Source organism: Pseudomonas syringae group sp. 243L2, from assembly GCF_032587875.1.
GTDB classification, from domain to species: domain Bacteria; phylum Pseudomonadota; class Gammaproteobacteria; order Pseudomonadales; family Pseudomonadaceae; genus Aquipseudomonas; species Aquipseudomonas amygdali.
This window is the reverse complement of sequence record NZ_JAWHPL010000010.1, coordinates 219907-237928: the sequence shown is the minus strand read 5'-3', so window position 1 is coordinate 237928 and position 18022 is coordinate 219907. Positions and strand designations below refer to the sequence as shown.

The window sequence follows — 18022 nt, the reverse complement described above, 5'->3', positions numbered from 1 at the left end:
TTCAGATTCTTTACGACATGGCGCCAGGCTAGCCCGTAGTGGCATCTGTGCTTGATCGAATGGATCAATACGCAGTCTGCCAAACACGTCCCCCAAGGTCGCGAGCCTTGTTTCCCTTGATGCTGTCACCCTCGTTTTCCGCCGGGGGTGGCGTGATCATATGGGTCATAAAGCAACAAGCGTGCACAAAATTTCCGAAAATGAAAAAATTTTGTGAAAAATCAGAATCAGCATCGCTTTTTTGATTTATCCATATGATTTTTATGAATATTTCAATTTTGTAAAAATATCGATGGATTTTACGTGTCATGGTTGGGGGCGGTTCTTTCTCGCAAAAGCGTTACCCGAATCAGCTCCCTTTGAGTAGAAAACGAATGCGTTGTGTTGTTGTCGCAACAGCAGTGTGTGATTTTGGTGCAGTGCGTGCCCGGTTCGCCTGAACCTGGAGCAATGCTCTGGTTGGTCACCATGGTGAGGCCAGGGCTGTTTCATTTTCATGTACCTGAAGCAGGCAATTGTCAGGCGGCGTTTCAATGCATGAATTCATGGTTGGCGGTTGTGTGACATTAGCGAGCGTCAAATCGGTGCGGTCACCGTTATGCCGGACTCATTCTGGTGCGCATGGCGGCGGGCAGGTGAAGCGTCTTGCGAACCCTAGTATCCTGCGGACCTCGCAGCACCCTGTTACCGACAGGGCAGGTACATTCACCTGGCAGTCAGGAGCTTTTTATCGTGTTCGTTCTGGATTCTCGTCTTCAACAAGACACCTTGCCCATTGGCGACTTTCCGCTGTGCCGGTTGCTGCTCTCCAATGACAGTCATTACCCGTGGTTCATTCTGGTCCCGCGTCGGGCTGATATCACTGAGGTGTTTCAGTTGAGCGCTGCAGATCAGTTGCAGCTATGGCAGGAAACCAGTGTTCTGGCCAAGGTGCTGAAAGAGCTGTTCGATGCGGATAAAATCAACATTGCTGCCTTGGGCAATGTGGTCAGTCAGTTGCACATGCACATAATTGCGCGCAATCGTGACGATGCGGCCTGGCCTGCGCCCGTGTGGGGCAAGCATGCTGCAGTTGCTTACACCGACGAGCAGTTCTCGGCAATCTGCCGGCAGCTCAGGCCGGTATTGACGAATGATTTTCGATTTGAGGAGGAGCAGTCATGAGCCTTGAAGAGCGAGTCATGGAGCTGGAAAGCCGTATGGCCTTTCAGGACGATACGATTCAGGCACTCAATGATGTGCTGGTAAAGCAGCGGCGCGAGTTTGATCATCTACAGCAGCAGATGGCTGCAATGATCAAGCGTCAGGAGGAGATGGGCAGTCAGTTCGATACCTTCGAGGAAGAAGCGCCGCCACCTCACTATTGATCTGTTGCCATAAAAAAACCGCGACTTCCGTTGGGAGGTCGCGGTTTTTTATTGCCCGAAAAAAGTCAGCGGCGGGGCAGGGCTGCAATGACGTCTTCTGCCTGCAGGCCTTTGTCACGGTTCATCACGGAAAACTCGACGCGTTGGCCTTCGACCAGTACGCGATGGCCTTCACCGCGAATGGCACGAAAATGCACAAAAATATCGTCGCCGGAATCCCGGGAGATAAAGCCGAAGCCCTTGGAGGTGTTGAACCACTTTACGGTGCCAGTATCACGATTTCCCATGTCGTGGTTTTGAGGTGCGGAGGATGGAGTGTAAGACCTGTAAAAGCTGACGCCCAGGTGCAAGGCGACGGCCACGATGGCAATGCTCAGGCTAACCAGAATTGCCGGTTGGCCTGCGATGCCGGGCAGAGGAACAAGCAAGGTCAGCGTTTGTACGATTACTGCAATGACAAGCAGGGCACTGACCAGATTTTGCAGATTATGACGTGGGCCTCGATTCCAGTAAGGGATTACCGGAGCGAGTATCAGGTTAAGCAGCCCGAGGAATGCCAGGCAGATGGCGTCAGGGTTTTGCAGGTAGAGAGAGACCGCTTCACTACGCAGGCTAGGTATGAAAGAGAGCAACAGGGCTGCTGCTCCCGTTACCAGATGGACGATTTTCAACATTTTAAAAAGCTCACATGCAAGAAGGATTACAAGAAATAGCTGGTAACGCCCGGTACGCTTCTGAACAAGATGAGGCGTGATGCACGGGCGCAGGGCCAGCCTATGCGCCAACGCTGAATGGCAACTCGTTGGCGACACGACGTGTATTTAACAGCAAAGCCTGATGCTACTCAAATCAGCAATCAATAACGGCTCTCCTGCTTGCGCTGCCTGGATAGCCTGTGCCGCTACAGGGGTTGAAGCAGAGCGTTCAGGCTGGTTTTGCTAATGAGCATTGAGGGTGCGCAGGGATTTTCTGTCCGTGGCGCCTGTTGTGATGCGTCACAAAGCACCCAGGTATGTCCATGAATCGTTGCCGGCTTGTGGCATCGACCCAACGGAAAGCTGCGCCATTCGGGTTCTCTTGATAGAGTAGTGGTCTTTACTGCTTTTCAATCCTCACTAAAAGGGCATGAAACATGGCAATCGATATTGGTATCAGTGAAGAGGATCGCAAGTCGATCGTGGACGGTCTGTCGCATCTGCTGTCGGATACTTATGTGCTTTATCTCAAGACTCACAACTTTCACTGGAATGTCAGCGGGCCGATGTTTCGCACGCTGCATTTAATGTTTGAAGAACAATATAACGAACTGGCACTGGCGGTTGACTCTATCGCTGAGCGTATTCGTGCGTTGGGCTTCCCTGCTCCTGGCACTTATTCGACGTATGCTCGCCTGTCTTCCATCAAGGAAGAAGAGGGCGTGCCAAGTGCCGAAGATATGATCAAAAGTCTGGTTCAGGGTCAAGAGGCCGTTGTCCGTACTGCGCGTAGTATCTTTCCTCTTCTCGACAAGGTCAGCGACGAGCCGACGGCTGATCTGTTGACGCAGCGTATGCAGGTTCATGAAAAAACTGCCTGGATGTTGCGCTCGATGCTTGAGTCGAAATAACGACCGGGGTGAGTGGCGCTAAGCGCCACTCGCCTGTTCTTCATATGTTGCCTTGCAGGCAGCGCCTGATCTTCGCCTTTTTGGCCTCCGCTGCTTGAGCGCTCAGGCACATGAAGGCCTGGTCGTCGCTCGTTGTCACGCATATCATCCAGCCATATTCCTTGCTCCTCTTCATTATGCCTTCAGGGTTAAACGATATTCCGCTGATTCCTGTAGCCATCTCCTACAGTGATAAAGTATCAGAGCGGCTGGATATAAAATCTCGAATCATGTTTTATACATCAGGGTATTTATTTGTTTTTGAATATTTCTTTTAATGTTTAAAGTTTATGATTCGAAGGTGATCGTTATGATGTTACGAAGTGCTGAGCGAGAGCTTAAGTTTTTACATCGGGAGGTGGAAATACGCCATGACCCCTTTGTCGAAGATTTCAACATGACCCTGGCGCAGCCTCATTCCAAATCCGTTCGGCTAAATGGTCTGGCCACCTGCCTGCGCCTGGAGAACGTGTATTGGAACATTCTGTCAGGCATTGCAAGTTCCAATGAGTGTTCTGTTAATGCGGTATTGTCCTACATTGATCGAGAGGTTCACTTACGTCATGGAGGTGTAAAAAACTTCAGCGGTCTGATTCGCGTTGTCTGTGTTGCGCATCTGTTGAAGGATGCTCACGTGGAAAATACCCACGTTTAGAGTGGTCTTCACCCTCATTCCTGCAGGCCCGCTTCGGCGTGCCTGCGTTTCCCTCGTAGCGCGACCGAGCTGGGGGCGGTCACGAACTTATCCGGCCGTGATAGGTTCGTTCGGCTGCACGGTGCCAATTAACTCTATATAATCCTCCGTCTTGCTAGCGGGCGTGACTCTGCGTGGGCCAGGGCTGGCTTTAGTCTTGTGCCGGTGCCGTGTACCACTGAGCGCAAGCCAGGAGCGAAAGCGCCACCGAATTCGAATTACGAGAAGTGAAAACACCATCATGATGCGCAGCCATTATTGCGGCCAACTGAACGAGAGTCTGGAAGGCCAGGAAATTACCCTTTGCGGATGGGTCCACCGTCGTCGTGACCACGGAGGCGTTATCTTCCTCGATATCCGCGACCGTGAAGGCATGGCTCAAGTCGTGTTCGACCCTGATCGTGCCGACAGCTTCGCCGCCGCTGACCGCGTGCGCAGCGAGTACGTGGTCAAGGTCGTGGGCAAGGTTCGTGCTCGTCCGGCAGGTGCCGTGAACGCGAATATGGCGTCGGGTGCCATCGAGGTTCTGGGTTACGAACTCGAAGTGCTGAACGAGTCCGAGACTCCGCCATTCCCACTGAATGAATATTCCGACGTCGGCGAGGAAACACGCCTGCGTTATCGCTTTATCGACCTGCGCCGTCCGGAAATGGCCGAGAAGCTGCGTCTGCGTTCGCGCATCACCACCAGCATCCGCCGCTATCTGGATGACAACGGCTTTCTCGACGTCGAGACGCCGATCCTGACCCGCGCCACGCCGGAAGGTGCTCGCGACTATCTGGTCCCAAGTCGCACACACCCGGGCAGCTTTTTCGCCCTGCCGCAATCGCCTCAGTTGTTCAAGCAATTGCTGATGGTGGCTGGCTTTGACCGCTACTATCAGATCGCCAAGTGCTTCCGCGACGAAGACCTGCGTGCCGACCGTCAGCCGGAATTCACCCAGATCGACATCGAGACCAGTTTCCTCAATGAAGAGGACATCATCGGTCTGACCGAGAAGATGGTTCGTCAGCTGTTCAAGGAAGTTCTGGACCTGGAGTTCGGTGATTTCCCGCACATGACCTTCGAAGAGGCCATGCGCCGCTACGGCTCCGACAAGCCGGACCTGCGTAACCCGCTGGAACTGGTGGATGTTGCCGATCAGCTCACCGGTGTCGAGTTCAAGGTGTTCAGCGGTCCGGCAAACGACCCCAAAGGGCGTGTTGCCGCACTGCGTGTGCCGGGCGCTGCCAGCATGGCGCGCAGCCAGATCGACGACTACACAAAATTCGTCAGCATCTATGGTGCTAAAGGCCTTGCCTACATCAAGGTCAACGAACGCGCGAAGGGGCCGGAAGGCTTGCAGTCGCCGATCGTCAAGTTCATCCCGGAAGACAACCTGAACGTCATCCTTGATCGCGTGGGTGCGGTCGACGGCGATATCGTGTTCTTTGGTGCGGACAAGTTCAAGATCGTCAGCGAGGCCCTTGGCGCGCTGCGCATCAAGATCGGTAACGACCTCAAGCTGCACACGTGCGAATGGGCACCGATGTGGGTCGTCGACTTCCCGATGTTCGAAGAAAACGACGACGGCAGCTTCACCGCGTTGCACCACCCCTTCACGGCACCCAAGTGCACGCCTGAAGAGCTGGAAGCCAACCCGGCGACGGCGCTGTCGCGTGCCTACGACATGGTGCTCAACGGTACCGAGCTGGGCGGCGGTTCGATTCGTATCCACCGCAAGGAAATGCAACAGGCGGTCTTCCGTCTGCTGGGTATCGCCGAAGACGAGCAGCAGGAGAAGTTCGGCTTCCTGCTCGATGCCTTGAAATACGGCGCACCGCCGCACGGTGGTCTGGCGTTTGGTCTGGACCGTCTGGTGATGCTGATGACCGGCGCGCAATCGATTCGTGAAGTGATTGCGTTCCCGAAAACCCAGAGCGCCGCCGACGTCATGACCCAGGCGCCTGGCGTTGTCGATGCCAAAGCGTTGCGTGAGCTGCATATCCGTCTGCGCGAGCAGCCGAAGGCTGAGTGATGCCGGGCAGGGCGTATCGTCGATACGCCCTGTATCTGCCCTTATTGAGTGAAGCTTTTTGCCCGGTTGTTCAGGGCGAAAGGTGAAGGTGTTTCAAAAAGAATCTGGAGCGAAAAATGGCAGGTCATTCTAAGTGGGCGAACATCAAGCACCGCAAAGAGCGTCAGGATGCCAAGAAAGGCAAGATTTTCACCAAGTGGATTCGTGAGCTGACCGTTGCTGCGCGTCAGGGTGGCGGCGATCCTGGTTCCAACCCGCGTCTGCGTTTGGCGCTGGACAAGGCGCTTGGTGCAAACATGACTCGTGACACCATTGATCGTGCGGTCGCGCGAGGCGTGGGCGCATCCGACGGTGACGATGTCGAGGAACTGGGTTACGAGGGCTACGGCCCGGGCGGTGTGGCAATCATGGTCGAAACCATGACTGACAACCGTAATCGTACCGCCGCTGCCGTTCGCCATGCGTTCACCAAGTGTGGCGGCAACCTCGGTACTGACGGCTCTGTGGCTTACCTGTTCGATCGCAAGGGTCAGATTTCCTTTGCTGCCGGCGTCGATGAGGATGCCCTTATCGAGGCTGCCATGGAAGCTGACGCCGATGATGTCGTGACCAACGACGATGGCTCGATCGATGTGTTTACGTCGTTCTCCGGGTTCTATGCCGTGCGTAACGCTCTTGAGGCCGCAGGTTTCAAGGCTTCCGACGCAGAAATCGTCATGTTGCCGACAACCAGTGCAGTGCTTGATCTGGAGACCGCCGAGAAGGTCCTCAAGCTGATCGACATGCTTGAAGACCTGGATGACGTGCAGAACGTCTATTCAAACGCGGAAATTCCGGACGACGTCATGGAGCAACTGGGCTGATCGCCGACAGGTAACACCGAGTCAGAAGCCGGGGGAGCGAAGCTGTGAGCATCACGCAGCTATCGGCCTCCGGCTTCTGCCTTTATGCTGCACCTATTGTTTTGCGTCACCTTCTCAAGCTGCAGGCGTTATGACTCTTATTCTTGGTATCGACCCCGGTTCGCGAATTACCGGCTATGGCGTGGTACGTGACACCGGGCGCGGTTGTGTCTACGTCGCTTCCGGGTGCATTCGTACCGGCAGTGGTGAATTGCACGAACGTTTGCAGATCGTTTATCGCGGGGTGCGTGAGGTCATAAAGACCTACGGGCCGGTGACTATGGGCATCGAAAAGGTTTTCATGGCGCGCAACGCCGATTCAGCCCTGAAGCTGGGGCAGGCCAGGGGCGCGGCCATCGTGGCGGGTGCCGAGGAGGCGCTGGAAATTGCCGAGTACACTGCCACTCAGGTCAAGCAGGCAGTAGCAGGGACTGGCGGTGCCAATAAAGAGCAGGTGATGATGATGGTCATGCATTTGCTCAAATTGACCCAGAAGCCTCAGATTGACGCGTCCGATGCCCTGGCTATCGCGCTGTGTCATGCGCACACGCGCTCCAGCCTGATTCCTCACGGGTTGAGCACCGCGCGAAGTCGCGGCGGCCGTTTGCGCCTGTGACTGCATCATGAGCACCTGTGTCTTTATGATGACTGTGTTCAATTTCTTCTTCGCGCAAGCGACAGGCAACACGAAAGGATCTGAAACGTGATTGGACGTTTACGCGGCTCTCTCGCCGAAAAACAGCCTCCGCATCTGGTGTTGGATGTCAATGGTGTCGGCTATGAGCTGGAAGTGCCGATGACGACGCTGTATCGGCTGCCGCATGTCGGCGAGACAGTGACATTGCACACCCATCTGGTGGTCCGCGAGGACGCGCATCTGTTGTATGGCTTCTATGAAAAACGCGAGCGCGAGCTGTTCCGTGAATTGATCCGACTCAACGGGGTTGGCCCCAAGCTGGCGCTGGCGTTGATGTCCGGCCTGGAAGTTGATGAGCTGGTGCGTTGCGTTCAGGCGCAGGACACATCGGCGCTGACTCGTATTCCCGGTGTAGGCAAGAAAACCGCCGAGCGTCTGCTGGTCGAACTCAAGGATCGGTTCAAGGCATGGGAATCCTTGCCAGGCACCTTTACGCTGGTTTCCAATGGTCCGAATCAGGCCGAGCCTGTGGCATCGGCCGAATCCGATGCAGTCAGCGCGCTGATTTCACTGGGTTACAAACCGCAGGAGGCGAGCAAGGCGGTCTCCGCCATCAAGGAAAAAGATTTGAGCAGTGCGGATCTGATTCGCCGTGCGTTGAAGGGGATGGGTTAAGTGATAGACGCCGACCGTCTGATAACCGCCGCTGGCGGCCGTGATCGTGATGAACAGATGGACCGTGCGATTCGGCCACTGAGTCTTGCGGACTACATCGGCCAGCCGACCGTACGCGAGCAGATGGAACTGTTCATCCAGGCTGCCCGTGGCCGCAATGAGGCGCTGGATCACACATTGATCTTTGGGCCGCCCGGTCTGGGCAAGACCACGCTGGCCAATATCATCGCTCAGGAAATGGGTGTGTCGATCAAGAGTACCTCCGGGCCGGTGCTCGAGCGGCCCGGTGATCTGGCCGCAATCCTGACCAACCTTGAGCCCAACGATGTGTTGTTCATCGATGAGATCCATCGTTTGTCGCCGATTGTCGAAGAAGTGCTGTATCCGGCAATGGAAGACTTCCAGCTAGACATCATGATCGGTGAAGGTCCCGCCGCGCGCTCTATCAAACTTGATCTGCCACCGTTCACGCTGGTCGGTGCGACTACGCGCGCGGGCATGCTGACCAATCCGTTACGTGATCGTTTCGGGATCGTTCAGCGACTTGAGTTTTATAATATTGCCGACCTGTCGACGATCGTGTCGCGCTCGGCGGGTATTTTGGGGCTGGTCATCGAGCCGCAAGGCGCTTTCGAGATCGCCAGGCGCGCCCGTGGTACGCCACGGATCGCCAACCGTTTGTTGCGTCGAGTACGGGATTTCGCCGAGGTGCGCGGCAATGGGCAGATCACCCGGCAGACCGCCGACAAGGCCCTGAACCTGCTGGACGTCGACGAGCATGGCTTCGATCATCAGGACCGGCGTCTGCTGCTGACCATGATCGAGAAGTTCGATGGCGGGCCTGTCGGTGTCGACAGCCTGGCGGCGGCCATCAGCGAGGAGCGTCACACAATTGAGGATGTGCTCGAGCCCTATTTGATCCAGCAAGGCTATATCATGCGCACGCCGCGTGGACGTGTAGTCACCCGTCATGCGTATCTGCATTTCGGGCTGAATATCCCTTCGAGGATGGGGGAGATGCCAGTGGCGGACGATGTGGTCGATGATCCGGCGGATTTATAGCAATGCTTTGCAATTTATTTGCGGTCGGCGTGGTCACATTGCCAGTCCTGCCGCCGATACCGGTAATAAGTGGCAAAACGTTGAAAAACAGTTGCCTGACCCGATTGGCAACCTGAGGAGTAAGCTCTAGAGTATGCGCGCGCAAAACGGGGTTCAGTCGTTCGCACATCGCTGTCGCGTTTATTACGAGGACACCGATGCCGGCGGCATCGTCTACTACGTCAATTATCTGAAATTCATGGAGCGGGCTCGTACCGAGCGGCTGCGGGAATTGGGCTTTGCCCAATCCGAACTGGCGCAGGAAAACCTTTTATTTGTCGTGCACTCCAGTGACGCGCGTTATCACAAGCCCGCGCGGCTGGATGACGAGTTGCTTGTCAGTGCAGAAGTAACCGAATTGAACCGTGTCAGCCTGCGCTTTCAACAGCAGATCAGGCGGGCGTCGGATGCAACGCTGCTCTGTGAAGGGCAGTTCCTGGTGGCGTGTGTACGCGCCGATAGTTTTAAACCCCGGGCCATTCCCGAAGCTCTGCGAGCGGCCTTTGCCGACCAGGGCGGCGCGGGCATACATTCAGAGCAGGAGATAAAGCGTGGAAGCTAACGTCGTCGACCATTCCTCCATGTGGAGTTTGGTCAGCAATGCCAGCATTGTTGTTCAGTTGGTAATGCTGATTCTGGTGGCTGCTTCGGTCACTTCGTGGATCGTGATTTTTCAGCGCAGCAATATGCTGCGCGCAGGTCGGCGCGCACTGGATAGCTTTGAAGAGCGTTTCTGGTCGGGTATCGATCTGTCCAAACTGTACCGTCAGGCGGGCAGCAATCCCGATCCGGACTCTGGCGTAGAGCAGATCTTTCGTGCTGGTTTCAAGGAATTCTCCCGCCTGCGTCAGCAGTCCGGTGTCGATCCCGATGCGGTCATGGAAGGTGTGGCGCGCGCCATGCGTGTAGCTATTTCCCGTGAGGAAGAAAAGCTCGAAGCAGGTCTGCCGTATCTGGCGACCGTGGGCTCCACCAGCCCGTATGTCGGTCTGTTCGGTACTGTCTGGGGGATCATGAACTCCTTCCGCGGTCTGGCGACTGCCCAGCAGGCAACGCTGGCCACCGTGGCACCGGGTATTGCCGAGGCACTGATTGCAACGGCCATCGGTCTGTTCGCAGCCATCCCGGCCGTTATTGCCTACAACCGTTTCGCCGCGCGCAGTGAGACCTTGATCAGCCGTTACTACACGTTCGCTGACGAGTTCCAGGCCATCCTGCACCGTAAAGTGCACACCAGCGAAGAGTGAGCAGGTAATTCCCCATGGCTTTAATCGCTCGAGATCGTCGCAGAAAACGCAAGCCGGTCGCCGAAATGAACGTAGTGCCCTACATCGACGTGATGCTGGTGTTGCTCGTGATTTTCATGGTGACGGCTCCCATGATCAACCAGGGCGTGAAAGTCGACTTGCCCAAGGTCTCCAGCGAGGCTTTGCCGCAAGACAACAACAATCAGGTCCTGACCATTTCGATCAAGGCTGACAAGACCTATTACTGGAACCTTGGCAGCGAAGTCGATACCGACAAACAGATGGACAAGGCAATGACCCTGCCGCAACTGACTGCCGCAGTGACCAAGATCGTCGCTGCCGGTCGTGACGCAGGCAAGCAGACGCAGGTTTTCATTCGTGGTGACAAGACCGTCGATTACGGCTCGGTCATGGGCACGATGGGCGGGCTGCAGAAGGCTGGGGTCGGGAATGTTGGCTTGATTACCGAGGCACCCTGATGCAGCCGATTCGAGAGCCGTCCGCCTCGGAAAGCTACTTCTGGCCCAGTGTCTGGGCTGTGGCATTGCATATTCTGATCTTTGGCATGCTGTTCGTCAGCTTTGCCATGACTCCGGATCTGCCCGAAGCCAAGCCTATCGTTCAGGCAACGCTCTATCAGCTCAAGTCCAAGAGCCAGGCCACTACCCAGACCAACCAGAAGATTGCCGGTGAGGCGAAGAAAACCGCTGCGCGACAAACTGAAGTCGAACAGCTGGAGCAGAAAAAGATCGAGCAGCTCAAACAGGAAGCTGTAAAAGCTGCGGAACAAAAGAAAGAAGAGGCTGCTCAAAAAGCCGAAGAGCAGAAAGCTGCCGACGAAGCCAAAAAGGCCGAACAGAAAGCAGAGGAGGCCAAAAAGGCTGACGATGCCAAGAAAGCCGATGAAGCCAAGAAGGTTGCCGACGCCAAAAAGCTTGAAGAGAAGCAGCAGGCTGATATAGCCAAGAAAAAGGCCGAAGAAGAGGCGAAGAAAAAAGCCGAAGAAGACGCCAAGAAAGCTGCTGCCGAGGAAGCCAAGAAACAGGCTGCTGATGAGGCCAAGAAAAAGGCCGCAGAAGACGCCAAGAAAAAGGCTGCCGAGGACGCGAAGAAAAAAGCTGCTGCAGATTCCGCCAAGAAGGCGCAGGAAGCAGCTCGCAAATCCGCTGAAGACAAGAAGGCGCAGGCACTGGCCGATTTGCTGTCCGATAAACCGGAACGGCAACAGGCTTTGGCTGACGAGCGGGGCGATGAAACGGCTGGCAGTTTCGATGACCTGATTCGTGTCAGGGCTTCCGAAGGCTGGAGTCGTCCACCCTCGGCACGTAACAACATGTCGGTAACGTTGCAGATCGGCATGTTGCCGGACGGTACGATTGCTTCAGTATCGATTGCCAAGTCCAGTGGTGACGGGCCGTTCGACAGCTCTGCGGTTGCTGCGGTGAAGAACATTGGACGTTTGACAGAAATGCAGGGTCTGAAGCCGGCTGACTTCGCTCCCTATCGTTCATTCAAGATGACATTCACACCTGGAGATCTAGCCTTGTGATCAACCTTTTTCGAGGACTGCTGGTCGTTCTCTGTTTCGCATCCGCAATGGTGTCGGCAGAAGAAAAGAACATTCTGGTCACCAGCGGCAGTGACCGTGCAGCACCGATTGCTGTTGTGCCATTCGGATGGCAGGGCGGTAACGTACTGCCGGAAGACATGGCGGAAATCGTCAGCAACGATCTGCGCAATTCCGGCTACTACGCGCCGATCCCGAAGCAGAACATGATCAGCTTGCCGACCCAGGCCAGCGAAGTCATTTTCCGTGACTGGAAAGCGCTGGGTGCCCAGTACGTCATGGTCGGCAACATCACGCCTGCCGGCGGACGTCTGCAGATCCAGTACGCGCTGTTTAACGTAGCCACCGAGCAACAGGTTCTCACCGGTAACGTGTCGGGTACCAACGATCAACTGCGGGACATGGCGCATTACATTGCCGACCAGTCGTTCGAGAAGCTCACCGGCATCAAGGGTGCGTTTTCTACCCGCATGCTTTACGTGACGGCCGAACGTTTCTCCGAGAACAACACGCGTTACACCCTGCAGCGTTCGGATTACGACGGTGCTCGCGCAGTAACCCTGCTGCAATCGCGTGAGCCAATCCTGTCGCCACGGTTCGCGCCGGACGGCAAGCGTATTGCCTATGTATCGTTCGAACAGAAGCGCCCGCGCATTTTCGTTCAACACATCGATACTGGTCGCCGTGAGCAGATCACCAATTTTGAAGGCCTGAATGGCGCGCCTGCATGGTCGCCGGATGGCAGCAAGCTGGCATTCGTTCTGTCCAAGGACGGTAATCCGGAGATCTACGTAATCAATCTGGCTTCGCGCCAATTGAGCCGCGTCACCAACGATTCTTCTATTGATACTGAACCTTTCTTCGGAAAGGACGGGTCTACGCTATACTTCACGTCGGACCGTGGCGGCAAGCCACAGATCTACAAGACAAACATTAATGGCGGCGGTGCCGAACGTGTAACGTTCGTGGGTAACTACAACGCCAACCCGAAATTGTCAGCGGATGAAAAGACGCTTGTAATGATTCACCGGCAGGACGGCTTCACTAATTTCAAGGTGGCAGTGCAGGATTTGGCCCGCGGTAGCGTAAAAATCCTCACAGATAGCAACCTTGATGAGTCGCCTACTGTTGCGCCCAACGGCACCATGGTAATCTACGCCACCCGCCAGCAGGGCCGGGGAGTCTTGATGCTCGTGTCCATTAATGGACGCGTAAGGCTCCCGCTTCCTACCGCTCAAGGCGAAGTCAGAGAACCTTCCTGGTCCCCTTACCTGAACTGACGCGGCGCTACACGATTTGCTTAACACACTGGGGTTCATTAGGAGTTTCAAGATGGAAATGCTGAAGTTTGGTAAATTTGCTGCGCTGGCTCTGGCCATGGCTGTAGCTGTAGGTTGCTCTTCCAAAGGCGGCGACAATGCCGGTGCAGGCGGTGCTGTTGATCCTAACGCTGGTTACGGCGCCAACACTGGTGCAGTTGACGGCTCCCTGAGCGAAGAAGCTGCTCTGCGCGCAATCACTACCTTCTACTTCGAATACGACAGTTCGGACCTGAAGCCAGAAGCCATGCGCTCCCTGGACGTGCACGCAAAAGACCTGAAAGCTAACGGCGCTCGCGTTGTTCTGGAAGGCAACACCGACGAACGTGGTACTCGCGAGTACAACATGGCACTGGGCGAGCGTCGTGCGAAAGCCGTTCAACGCTACCTGGTTCTGCAAGGTGTTTCCCCAGCTCAGCTGGAACTGGTTTCCTACGGCGAAGAGCGTCCAGTTGCTACCGGCAACGACGAGCAGTCCTGGGCTCAAAACCGTCGCGTCGAACTGCGTAAGTAATTTGACATGCGAACGTGCCGACGTGCTCTAACCGTTTTGGCCCTCGCCCTTCCGCTTTCAGCGTTGGGTGCGGCACCTGTGGTCGATAACAATTCTGGCTCTGGCAGCAGCAGTTATCCGCCAGCGGGTTATGGCACGTCCGGCGCCTATGCCGGGGGAGGGGTTACGGCCCCTGCCTCGGCACAAGGTCAGCTGTTCATGCAATTGCAGCAAATGCAGGACGAAATCGCGCGTTTGCGCGGTGTTGTCGAGGTCCAGCAGAATGATATCCAGCGCATGAAGCAGGAAGCTCTGGAGCGTTATCAGGAACTCGATCAACGCATAGCCAGTGGCGCAGCCGCTCCGGCTACCAATAATTCTCAACCTTCTGGTGGCGCTATCGATGCCAGTGGGACGCCTTCGGCCTCAGCGGCTCAGCAGGCACCGGCAGCAGGCACCGAGCCTCCTGACCCGGCGAAGGAAAAGCTTTATTACGAAGCGGCCTTCGATTTGATCAAGGCAAAGGATTTCGACAAGGCCAGTCAGGCCTTTACCGCTTTCCTGCGCAAATACCCGAACAGCTCGTACGCGGGCAACGCCCAATACTGGCTGGGTGAAGTAAATCTGGCCAAAGGTGACCTTCAGGGTGCCGGTCAGGCGTTCGCCAAGGTCAGTCAGCAGTATCCGAAGCATGCCAAGGTGCCTGACTCGCTGTACAAGCTGGCTGACGTCGAGCGTCGTCTAGGTCACACCGATAAGGTCAAAGGCATATTGCAGCAAGTAGTCGCCCAGTATCCGGGCACCTCAGCTGCACAATTGGCGCAACGAGATCTTCAGCGTCTTTGATGTTCTGACCCGCTGATCAAGAAAGCCGCGCTAGTCGCGGCTTTTTTCGTTAGAATCTCGCACCCGAAATTCCGGTACACCCTACGCTTTTCCGGATTCTGCGATTGCAGGGTCCTTTGAAGTGCCTGACGGAGGCGGACGGCCTGTTTAGCTGTTACGCCCGTGGCTGATATGCAAGACACATTACGCATCACCGAAATCTTTCACTCGTTGCAGGGTGAAACCCGTACGGCTGGCCTGCCTACCGTATTCGTCCGCCTGACTGGCTGCCCATTGCGCTGTCAGTATTGCGACAGTGCCTACGCATTCAGCGGTGGGACCATCCAGACGCTGGATGACATCGTAGGGCAAGTGGCGGCCTATCGTCCTCGCTATGTCTGTGTGACCGGCGGTGAGCCGCTCGCTCAGCCCAATGCCATCCCGTTGCTCAAGCGTCTTTGTGATGCTGGCTATGAGGTCTCACTGGAGACCAGCGGCGCGCTGGATATCTCGGCAGTCGATCCTCGTGTAAGTCGCGTTGTGGACCTCAAGACCCCTGGGTCAAAGGAAGTCTCGCGTAACCGTTACGAGAACATCGAGCTGCTGACGAGAAATGACCAGGTAAAATTCGTGATTTGCTCGCGCGAAGATTATGACTGGGCCGTCTCCAAGCTGATTCAGTACGGTCTTGAACACCGTGCGGGCGAAGTCCTGTTCTCTGCCAGTCACCACGAGCTTAAAGGTCGTGATCTGGCGGACTGGATCGTTGCCGACAATCTGCCGGTACGGTTGCAGATGCAGTTGCATAAAATTCTTTGGGATGACGAGCCGGGGCGCTGACATGAGTGAATTGACCAATACCGAAAAAAGAGCCGTGATCCTGCTGTCCGGTGGGCTGGATTCTGCAACCGTCGTCGCCATGGCCCGCGCAGAAGGCTACGCCTGCTACACCATGAGCTTCGACTACGGCCAGCGTCATCGCGCCGAACTGGATGCCGCAGCGCGCGTTGCCCGCGATCTGGGTGCAGTCGAGCACAAGGTCATTGGCCTGAACCTCAACGGCATTGGCGGCTCGGCATTGACCGATAGCTCCATCGCCGTGCCGGAGTCGCCCTCTGAAGGTATTCCGATAACTTACGTACCGGCACGCAACACGGTGTTCCTGTCGCTGGCGCTGGGCTGGGCAGAGGTGCTGGGGGCACGGGATATCTTCATCGGCGTCAATGCCGTGGACTATTCAGGCTATCCCGACTGCCGTCCCGAGTTTGTCGAGTCGTTCGAGCGCATGGCCAATCTCGCGACCAAGGCTGGTGTGGAAGGGCAGGGGTTCACAATCAGAGCGCCGCTGCAGAACCTGAGCAAGTCGGACATCGTCAAGGCAGGCGCTGCTTTGGGGGTCGATTACTCACTGACGGTTTCCTGCTATCAGGCTGATGACCAGGGCCGAGCCTGTGGCAAATGCGACAGCTGTCGCCTGCGCGCCGAGGGCTTCACAGCCGCAGGCATGGCAGACCCGACACGTTATTTTTAAAGTTTTTGAAAAAGGTGTTGAATTACTGATAAAAATCAGTAATATACGCGCCACACAACAGAGGGTCGTTAGCTCAGTTGGTAGAGCAGTTGGCTTTTAACCAATTGGTCGTAGGTTCGAATCCCACACGACCCACCATTTCGAAAATCTGGAAGGCCCATGAAAATGCGGATTTCCAGGTTTTTTTTTGCCTGTCTTTTATTCAGGTATCCAGATCAGCGCGAGCCGGAATGACCCGCCATCCCGTGCCTTTAAGTGGGCAGCCATCTGCGGGGAACTCCAAGCCCCCGCAGTGCTGTCCGACAACAAACGCCCTTTAAAACGGAGCCCAAGGCACCACTGATTTCATCGGTACAAACGCTGCCGTGCAATCGACCGGCGCGCCGTCACCTGGACTGCCGGACACCGTGACGTCGTCTTTTATCGAAGGCACCAGTTTGTTGAAGAAGCTTACCGGCCCTGGGCCAATTGTGAAGTGGGTGGCGGTAAGCGCTGTGAAGGCTGGTTGAGTGCCGTCAAAGACAACGTTATCCAGCGTGATCAGAATCGGCCGTTTCTGGCCATTGTCACTGTAGCCGGCGAAGGTCATTTTGCCGCCACCGAATCGCGGACTGTTCAGGTAGTGGAAGCTTTTCACGGTGATGTCGCTGAGATCGGGGTACGAGGTTCCGCTGGCACTGCCGTAGTTCGTGTCGAACACCAGCGGGAATTTGACGTTGCGCATGCATACGTTTTCGTAACGGATACCGTCTACCTTTCCACCGTTCTTGGCACTCGTCTTTATTCTCAGTCCGATGCCGTCCTGGCTGTCTCTACCATCCGCCGCCAAATCCACAACGCTGACATTGTGTACGCCACCGTTGGTTTCACTGCCGATGGACAGGCCGTGGCCATAATAAAAATGATTGTGCGCGAACATCAGGTCCCGACTGCCGGAGATCCGGCTGGACTTTATCGCTACGTTGTCATCACCCGTGCTGATGTAGGAATAGGCCAGCAATACTTTGTTCGATTGACCGGGGTCGAAGCCGTCGGTGTTCTTCACGGTTTCCGGGGTAAAGCAGGTCCCTGGGGTCTTCTGGTCGGGCGTCGAGCCGCTTGGGCAGTGGTAGCCCTCTACGCTGTAGACCCGGCTTGGATTCAGAATCTTGATCCCCCATACAGTCACCCCGGTCACGCCGTCAGTCACAATGTTGAAGTCCGGAGCGTTTTGCAGCGTCAGCCCCTGGATAACGAAGTCCGTTCCGCCACTGACCTGTATAAGGCGCGGCTTTTGTTGATAAACGTTGGACAAGGTCTTCTGATAAACAAGGTCCCACCAGCTGCGCAGATTGGCATTCGCCCCGGCGGTAAGCAGACTGCCGCCGCGACCATCGATAACGCCTTTGCCTATGACGCCGCTGGAGTGGGTGTTTTTGGCCGAAATCAGTGAACTGCAGGCATCCTGATTGGCAACTGTCGTCACGCCGCAAGTGCCTTTGCCGTTGTCGTAGTCCTTGGGGTTACGTGACGCAAACAACGTTACGCCCTCGTCTATCCAGAGCGTGACGCCGGATTTCAGTTGCAGCGGCCCGCTGAGGAATGCCGAGTTGTCGCCGTCACCTTTTACAAGCTTTACGGCTTGTCCGGCAGCACACCCATTGATTGCATTCTGGATATTCTCCTGGTCCGGCCTGGAGTCGAGCGCCGAACCGTCAGCGCTGTCCAGCGAGCCGTCTCTGGGAGTCAGGTGCGCTTGAAGTTGCTTACAGACTGGTGGGCTGGCTGGCTCGCTTATAGTGCCCCATGGCGTCACCACGGCTGTCTCACTGGCCGCCTGCGCGGGCAGTATGAGCGTCAGTGACATAGCCGCGGAAGCGGCCATCCAAGAGGTCTGCCGAAAAGTGTGCATGGCGAAGTGTAGGGGACCTGGCATCTATGAGACCTGTGATAGTGAGTAACCATGTTGGGTCGGCCAAGATATTTTAGAGATGTGTCAAATAGAAAGTCGCTACAAATTATT

At 55.8% G+C, this 18022-nt stretch carries 20 protein-coding genes and 1 tRNA gene; 19 read left to right on the top strand and 2 right to left on the bottom strand.

Going from position 1 to position 18022, the window contains the following annotated elements:
- Window positions 1-732 precede the first annotated feature (732 nt).
- The gene (locus RYB66_RS05055) at window positions 733-1164 is read left to right on the top strand and encodes an HIT family protein (protein WP_057405448.1); all 432 of its coding nucleotides are present in this window, start codon (window positions 733-735) and stop codon (window positions 1162-1164) included.
- Window positions 1161-1367, top strand: coding sequence for a SlyX family protein (locus RYB66_RS05050; protein ID WP_002554665.1), 207 nt, complete (start codon window positions 1161-1163; stop codon window positions 1365-1367). Before RYB66_RS05055 ends, RYB66_RS05050 begins: the two co-directional genes overlap by 4 nt.
- Window positions 1368-1432: 65 nt before the next feature.
- On the opposite strand, the gene RYB66_RS05045 is transcribed toward RYB66_RS05050, so the two are convergent.
- The gene (locus RYB66_RS05045; RefSeq protein ID WP_002554664.1) at window positions 1433-2041 is read right to left on the bottom strand and encodes a cold-shock protein; all 609 of its coding nucleotides are present in this window, start codon (window positions 2039-2041) and stop codon (window positions 1433-1435) included.
- A 458-nt stretch (window positions 2042-2499) separates the two neighbouring features.
- Between RYB66_RS05045 and RYB66_RS05040 the strand changes: the two genes are divergently transcribed.
- From RYB66_RS05040 to RYB66_RS04960, 17 genes are all read left to right on the top strand, one after another.
- Complete coding sequence (locus RYB66_RS05040) at window positions 2500-2973, top strand: Dps family protein (protein WP_003314356.1); 474 nt, start codon at window positions 2500-2502, stop codon at window positions 2971-2973.
- A gap of 349 nt (window positions 2974-3322) precedes the next feature.
- Window positions 3323-3667 (top strand): ribbon-helix-helix domain-containing protein, encoded by a 345-nt coding sequence (locus tag RYB66_RS05035; protein WP_005746541.1) that lies wholly within the window; start codon window positions 3323-3325, stop codon window positions 3665-3667.
- A gap of 280 nt (window positions 3668-3947) precedes the next feature.
- Window positions 3948-5723 (top strand): aspartate--tRNA ligase, encoded by a 1776-nt coding sequence (aspS, locus tag RYB66_RS05030; RefSeq protein WP_002554661.1) that lies wholly within the window; start codon window positions 3948-3950, stop codon window positions 5721-5723.
- A gap of 116 nt (window positions 5724-5839) precedes the next feature.
- Entirely contained in the window at window positions 5840-6586 is a 747-nt protein-coding gene (locus tag RYB66_RS05025; protein WP_004657903.1) for a YebC/PmpR family DNA-binding transcriptional regulator, read from the top strand.
- Window positions 6587-6716: 130 nt separating this feature from the next.
- Entirely contained in the window at window positions 6717-7241 is a 525-nt protein-coding gene (ruvC, locus tag RYB66_RS05020; protein WP_004657902.1) for a crossover junction endodeoxyribonuclease RuvC, read from the top strand.
- Window positions 7242-7328: 87 nt separating this feature from the next.
- Window positions 7329-7937, top strand: coding sequence for a Holliday junction branch migration protein RuvA (ruvA, locus tag RYB66_RS05015; protein ID WP_004657901.1), 609 nt, complete (start codon window positions 7329-7331; stop codon window positions 7935-7937).
- Window positions 7938-8999 (top strand): Holliday junction branch migration DNA helicase RuvB, encoded by a 1062-nt coding sequence (gene ruvB / locus RYB66_RS05010; protein ID WP_002554657.1) that lies wholly within the window; start codon window positions 7938-7940, stop codon window positions 8997-8999. It begins immediately after the preceding gene.
- A gap of 133 nt (window positions 9000-9132) precedes the next feature.
- Window positions 9133-9600 carry a tol-pal system-associated acyl-CoA thioesterase gene (gene ybgC / locus RYB66_RS05005; RefSeq protein ID WP_005733346.1) on the top strand — a complete coding sequence of 156 codons (468 nt, stop codon included), beginning with the start codon at window positions 9133-9135 and terminating at the stop codon, window positions 9598-9600.
- Entirely contained in the window at window positions 9590-10285 is a 696-nt protein-coding gene (gene tolQ / locus RYB66_RS05000; protein ID WP_002554655.1) for a protein TolQ, read from the top strand. The genes ybgC and tolQ overlap by 11 nt, the downstream gene beginning before the upstream one ends.
- A gap of 14 nt (window positions 10286-10299) precedes the next feature.
- On the top strand, window positions 10300-10764 hold the full coding sequence (tolR, locus tag RYB66_RS04995; protein ID WP_002554654.1) for a protein TolR: 465 nt from the start codon (window positions 10300-10302) through the stop codon (window positions 10762-10764).
- On the top strand, window positions 10764-11834 hold the full coding sequence (gene tolA, locus RYB66_RS04990) for a cell envelope integrity protein TolA (protein ID WP_005759624.1): 1071 nt from the start codon (window positions 10764-10766) through the stop codon (window positions 11832-11834). The genes tolR and tolA overlap by 1 nt, the downstream gene beginning before the upstream one ends.
- Window positions 11835-11881: 47 nt before the next feature.
- On the top strand, window positions 11882-13132 hold the full coding sequence (gene tolB / locus RYB66_RS04985; protein ID WP_216597196.1) for a Tol-Pal system beta propeller repeat protein TolB: 1251 nt from the start codon (window positions 11882-11884) through the stop codon (window positions 13130-13132).
- Between the two features lie 52 nt (window positions 13133-13184).
- Window positions 13185-13685 (top strand): peptidoglycan-associated lipoprotein Pal, encoded by a 501-nt coding sequence (pal, locus tag RYB66_RS04980; RefSeq protein WP_002554651.1) that lies wholly within the window; start codon window positions 13185-13187, stop codon window positions 13683-13685.
- A 6-nt stretch (window positions 13686-13691) separates the two neighbouring features.
- Window positions 13692-14510 carry a tol-pal system protein YbgF gene (gene ybgF / locus RYB66_RS04975; RefSeq protein ID WP_054991767.1) on the top strand — a complete coding sequence of 273 codons (819 nt, stop codon included), beginning with the start codon at window positions 13692-13694 and terminating at the stop codon, window positions 14508-14510.
- Window positions 14511-14681: 171 nt separating this feature from the next.
- Window positions 14682-15329, top strand: coding sequence for a 7-carboxy-7-deazaguanine synthase QueE (gene queE, locus RYB66_RS04970; protein WP_316893933.1), 648 nt, complete (start codon window positions 14682-14684; stop codon window positions 15327-15329).
- A gap of 1 nt (window position 15330) precedes the next feature.
- Window positions 15331-16020, top strand: coding sequence for a 7-cyano-7-deazaguanine synthase QueC (queC, locus tag RYB66_RS04965; protein ID WP_002554648.1), 690 nt, complete (start codon window positions 15331-15333; stop codon window positions 16018-16020).
- A 62-nt stretch (window positions 16021-16082) separates the two neighbouring features.
- Window positions 16083-16158 (top strand) — tRNA-Lys (locus RYB66_RS04960).
- Between the two features lie 178 nt (window positions 16159-16336).
- Here RYB66_RS04960 and RYB66_RS04955 read toward each other — a convergent pair.
- Window positions 16337-17911, bottom strand: coding sequence for a glycoside hydrolase family 28 protein (locus tag RYB66_RS04955; RefSeq protein WP_371911675.1), 1575 nt, complete (start codon window positions 17909-17911; stop codon window positions 16337-16339).
- Window positions 17912-18022 lie beyond the last annotated feature (111 nt).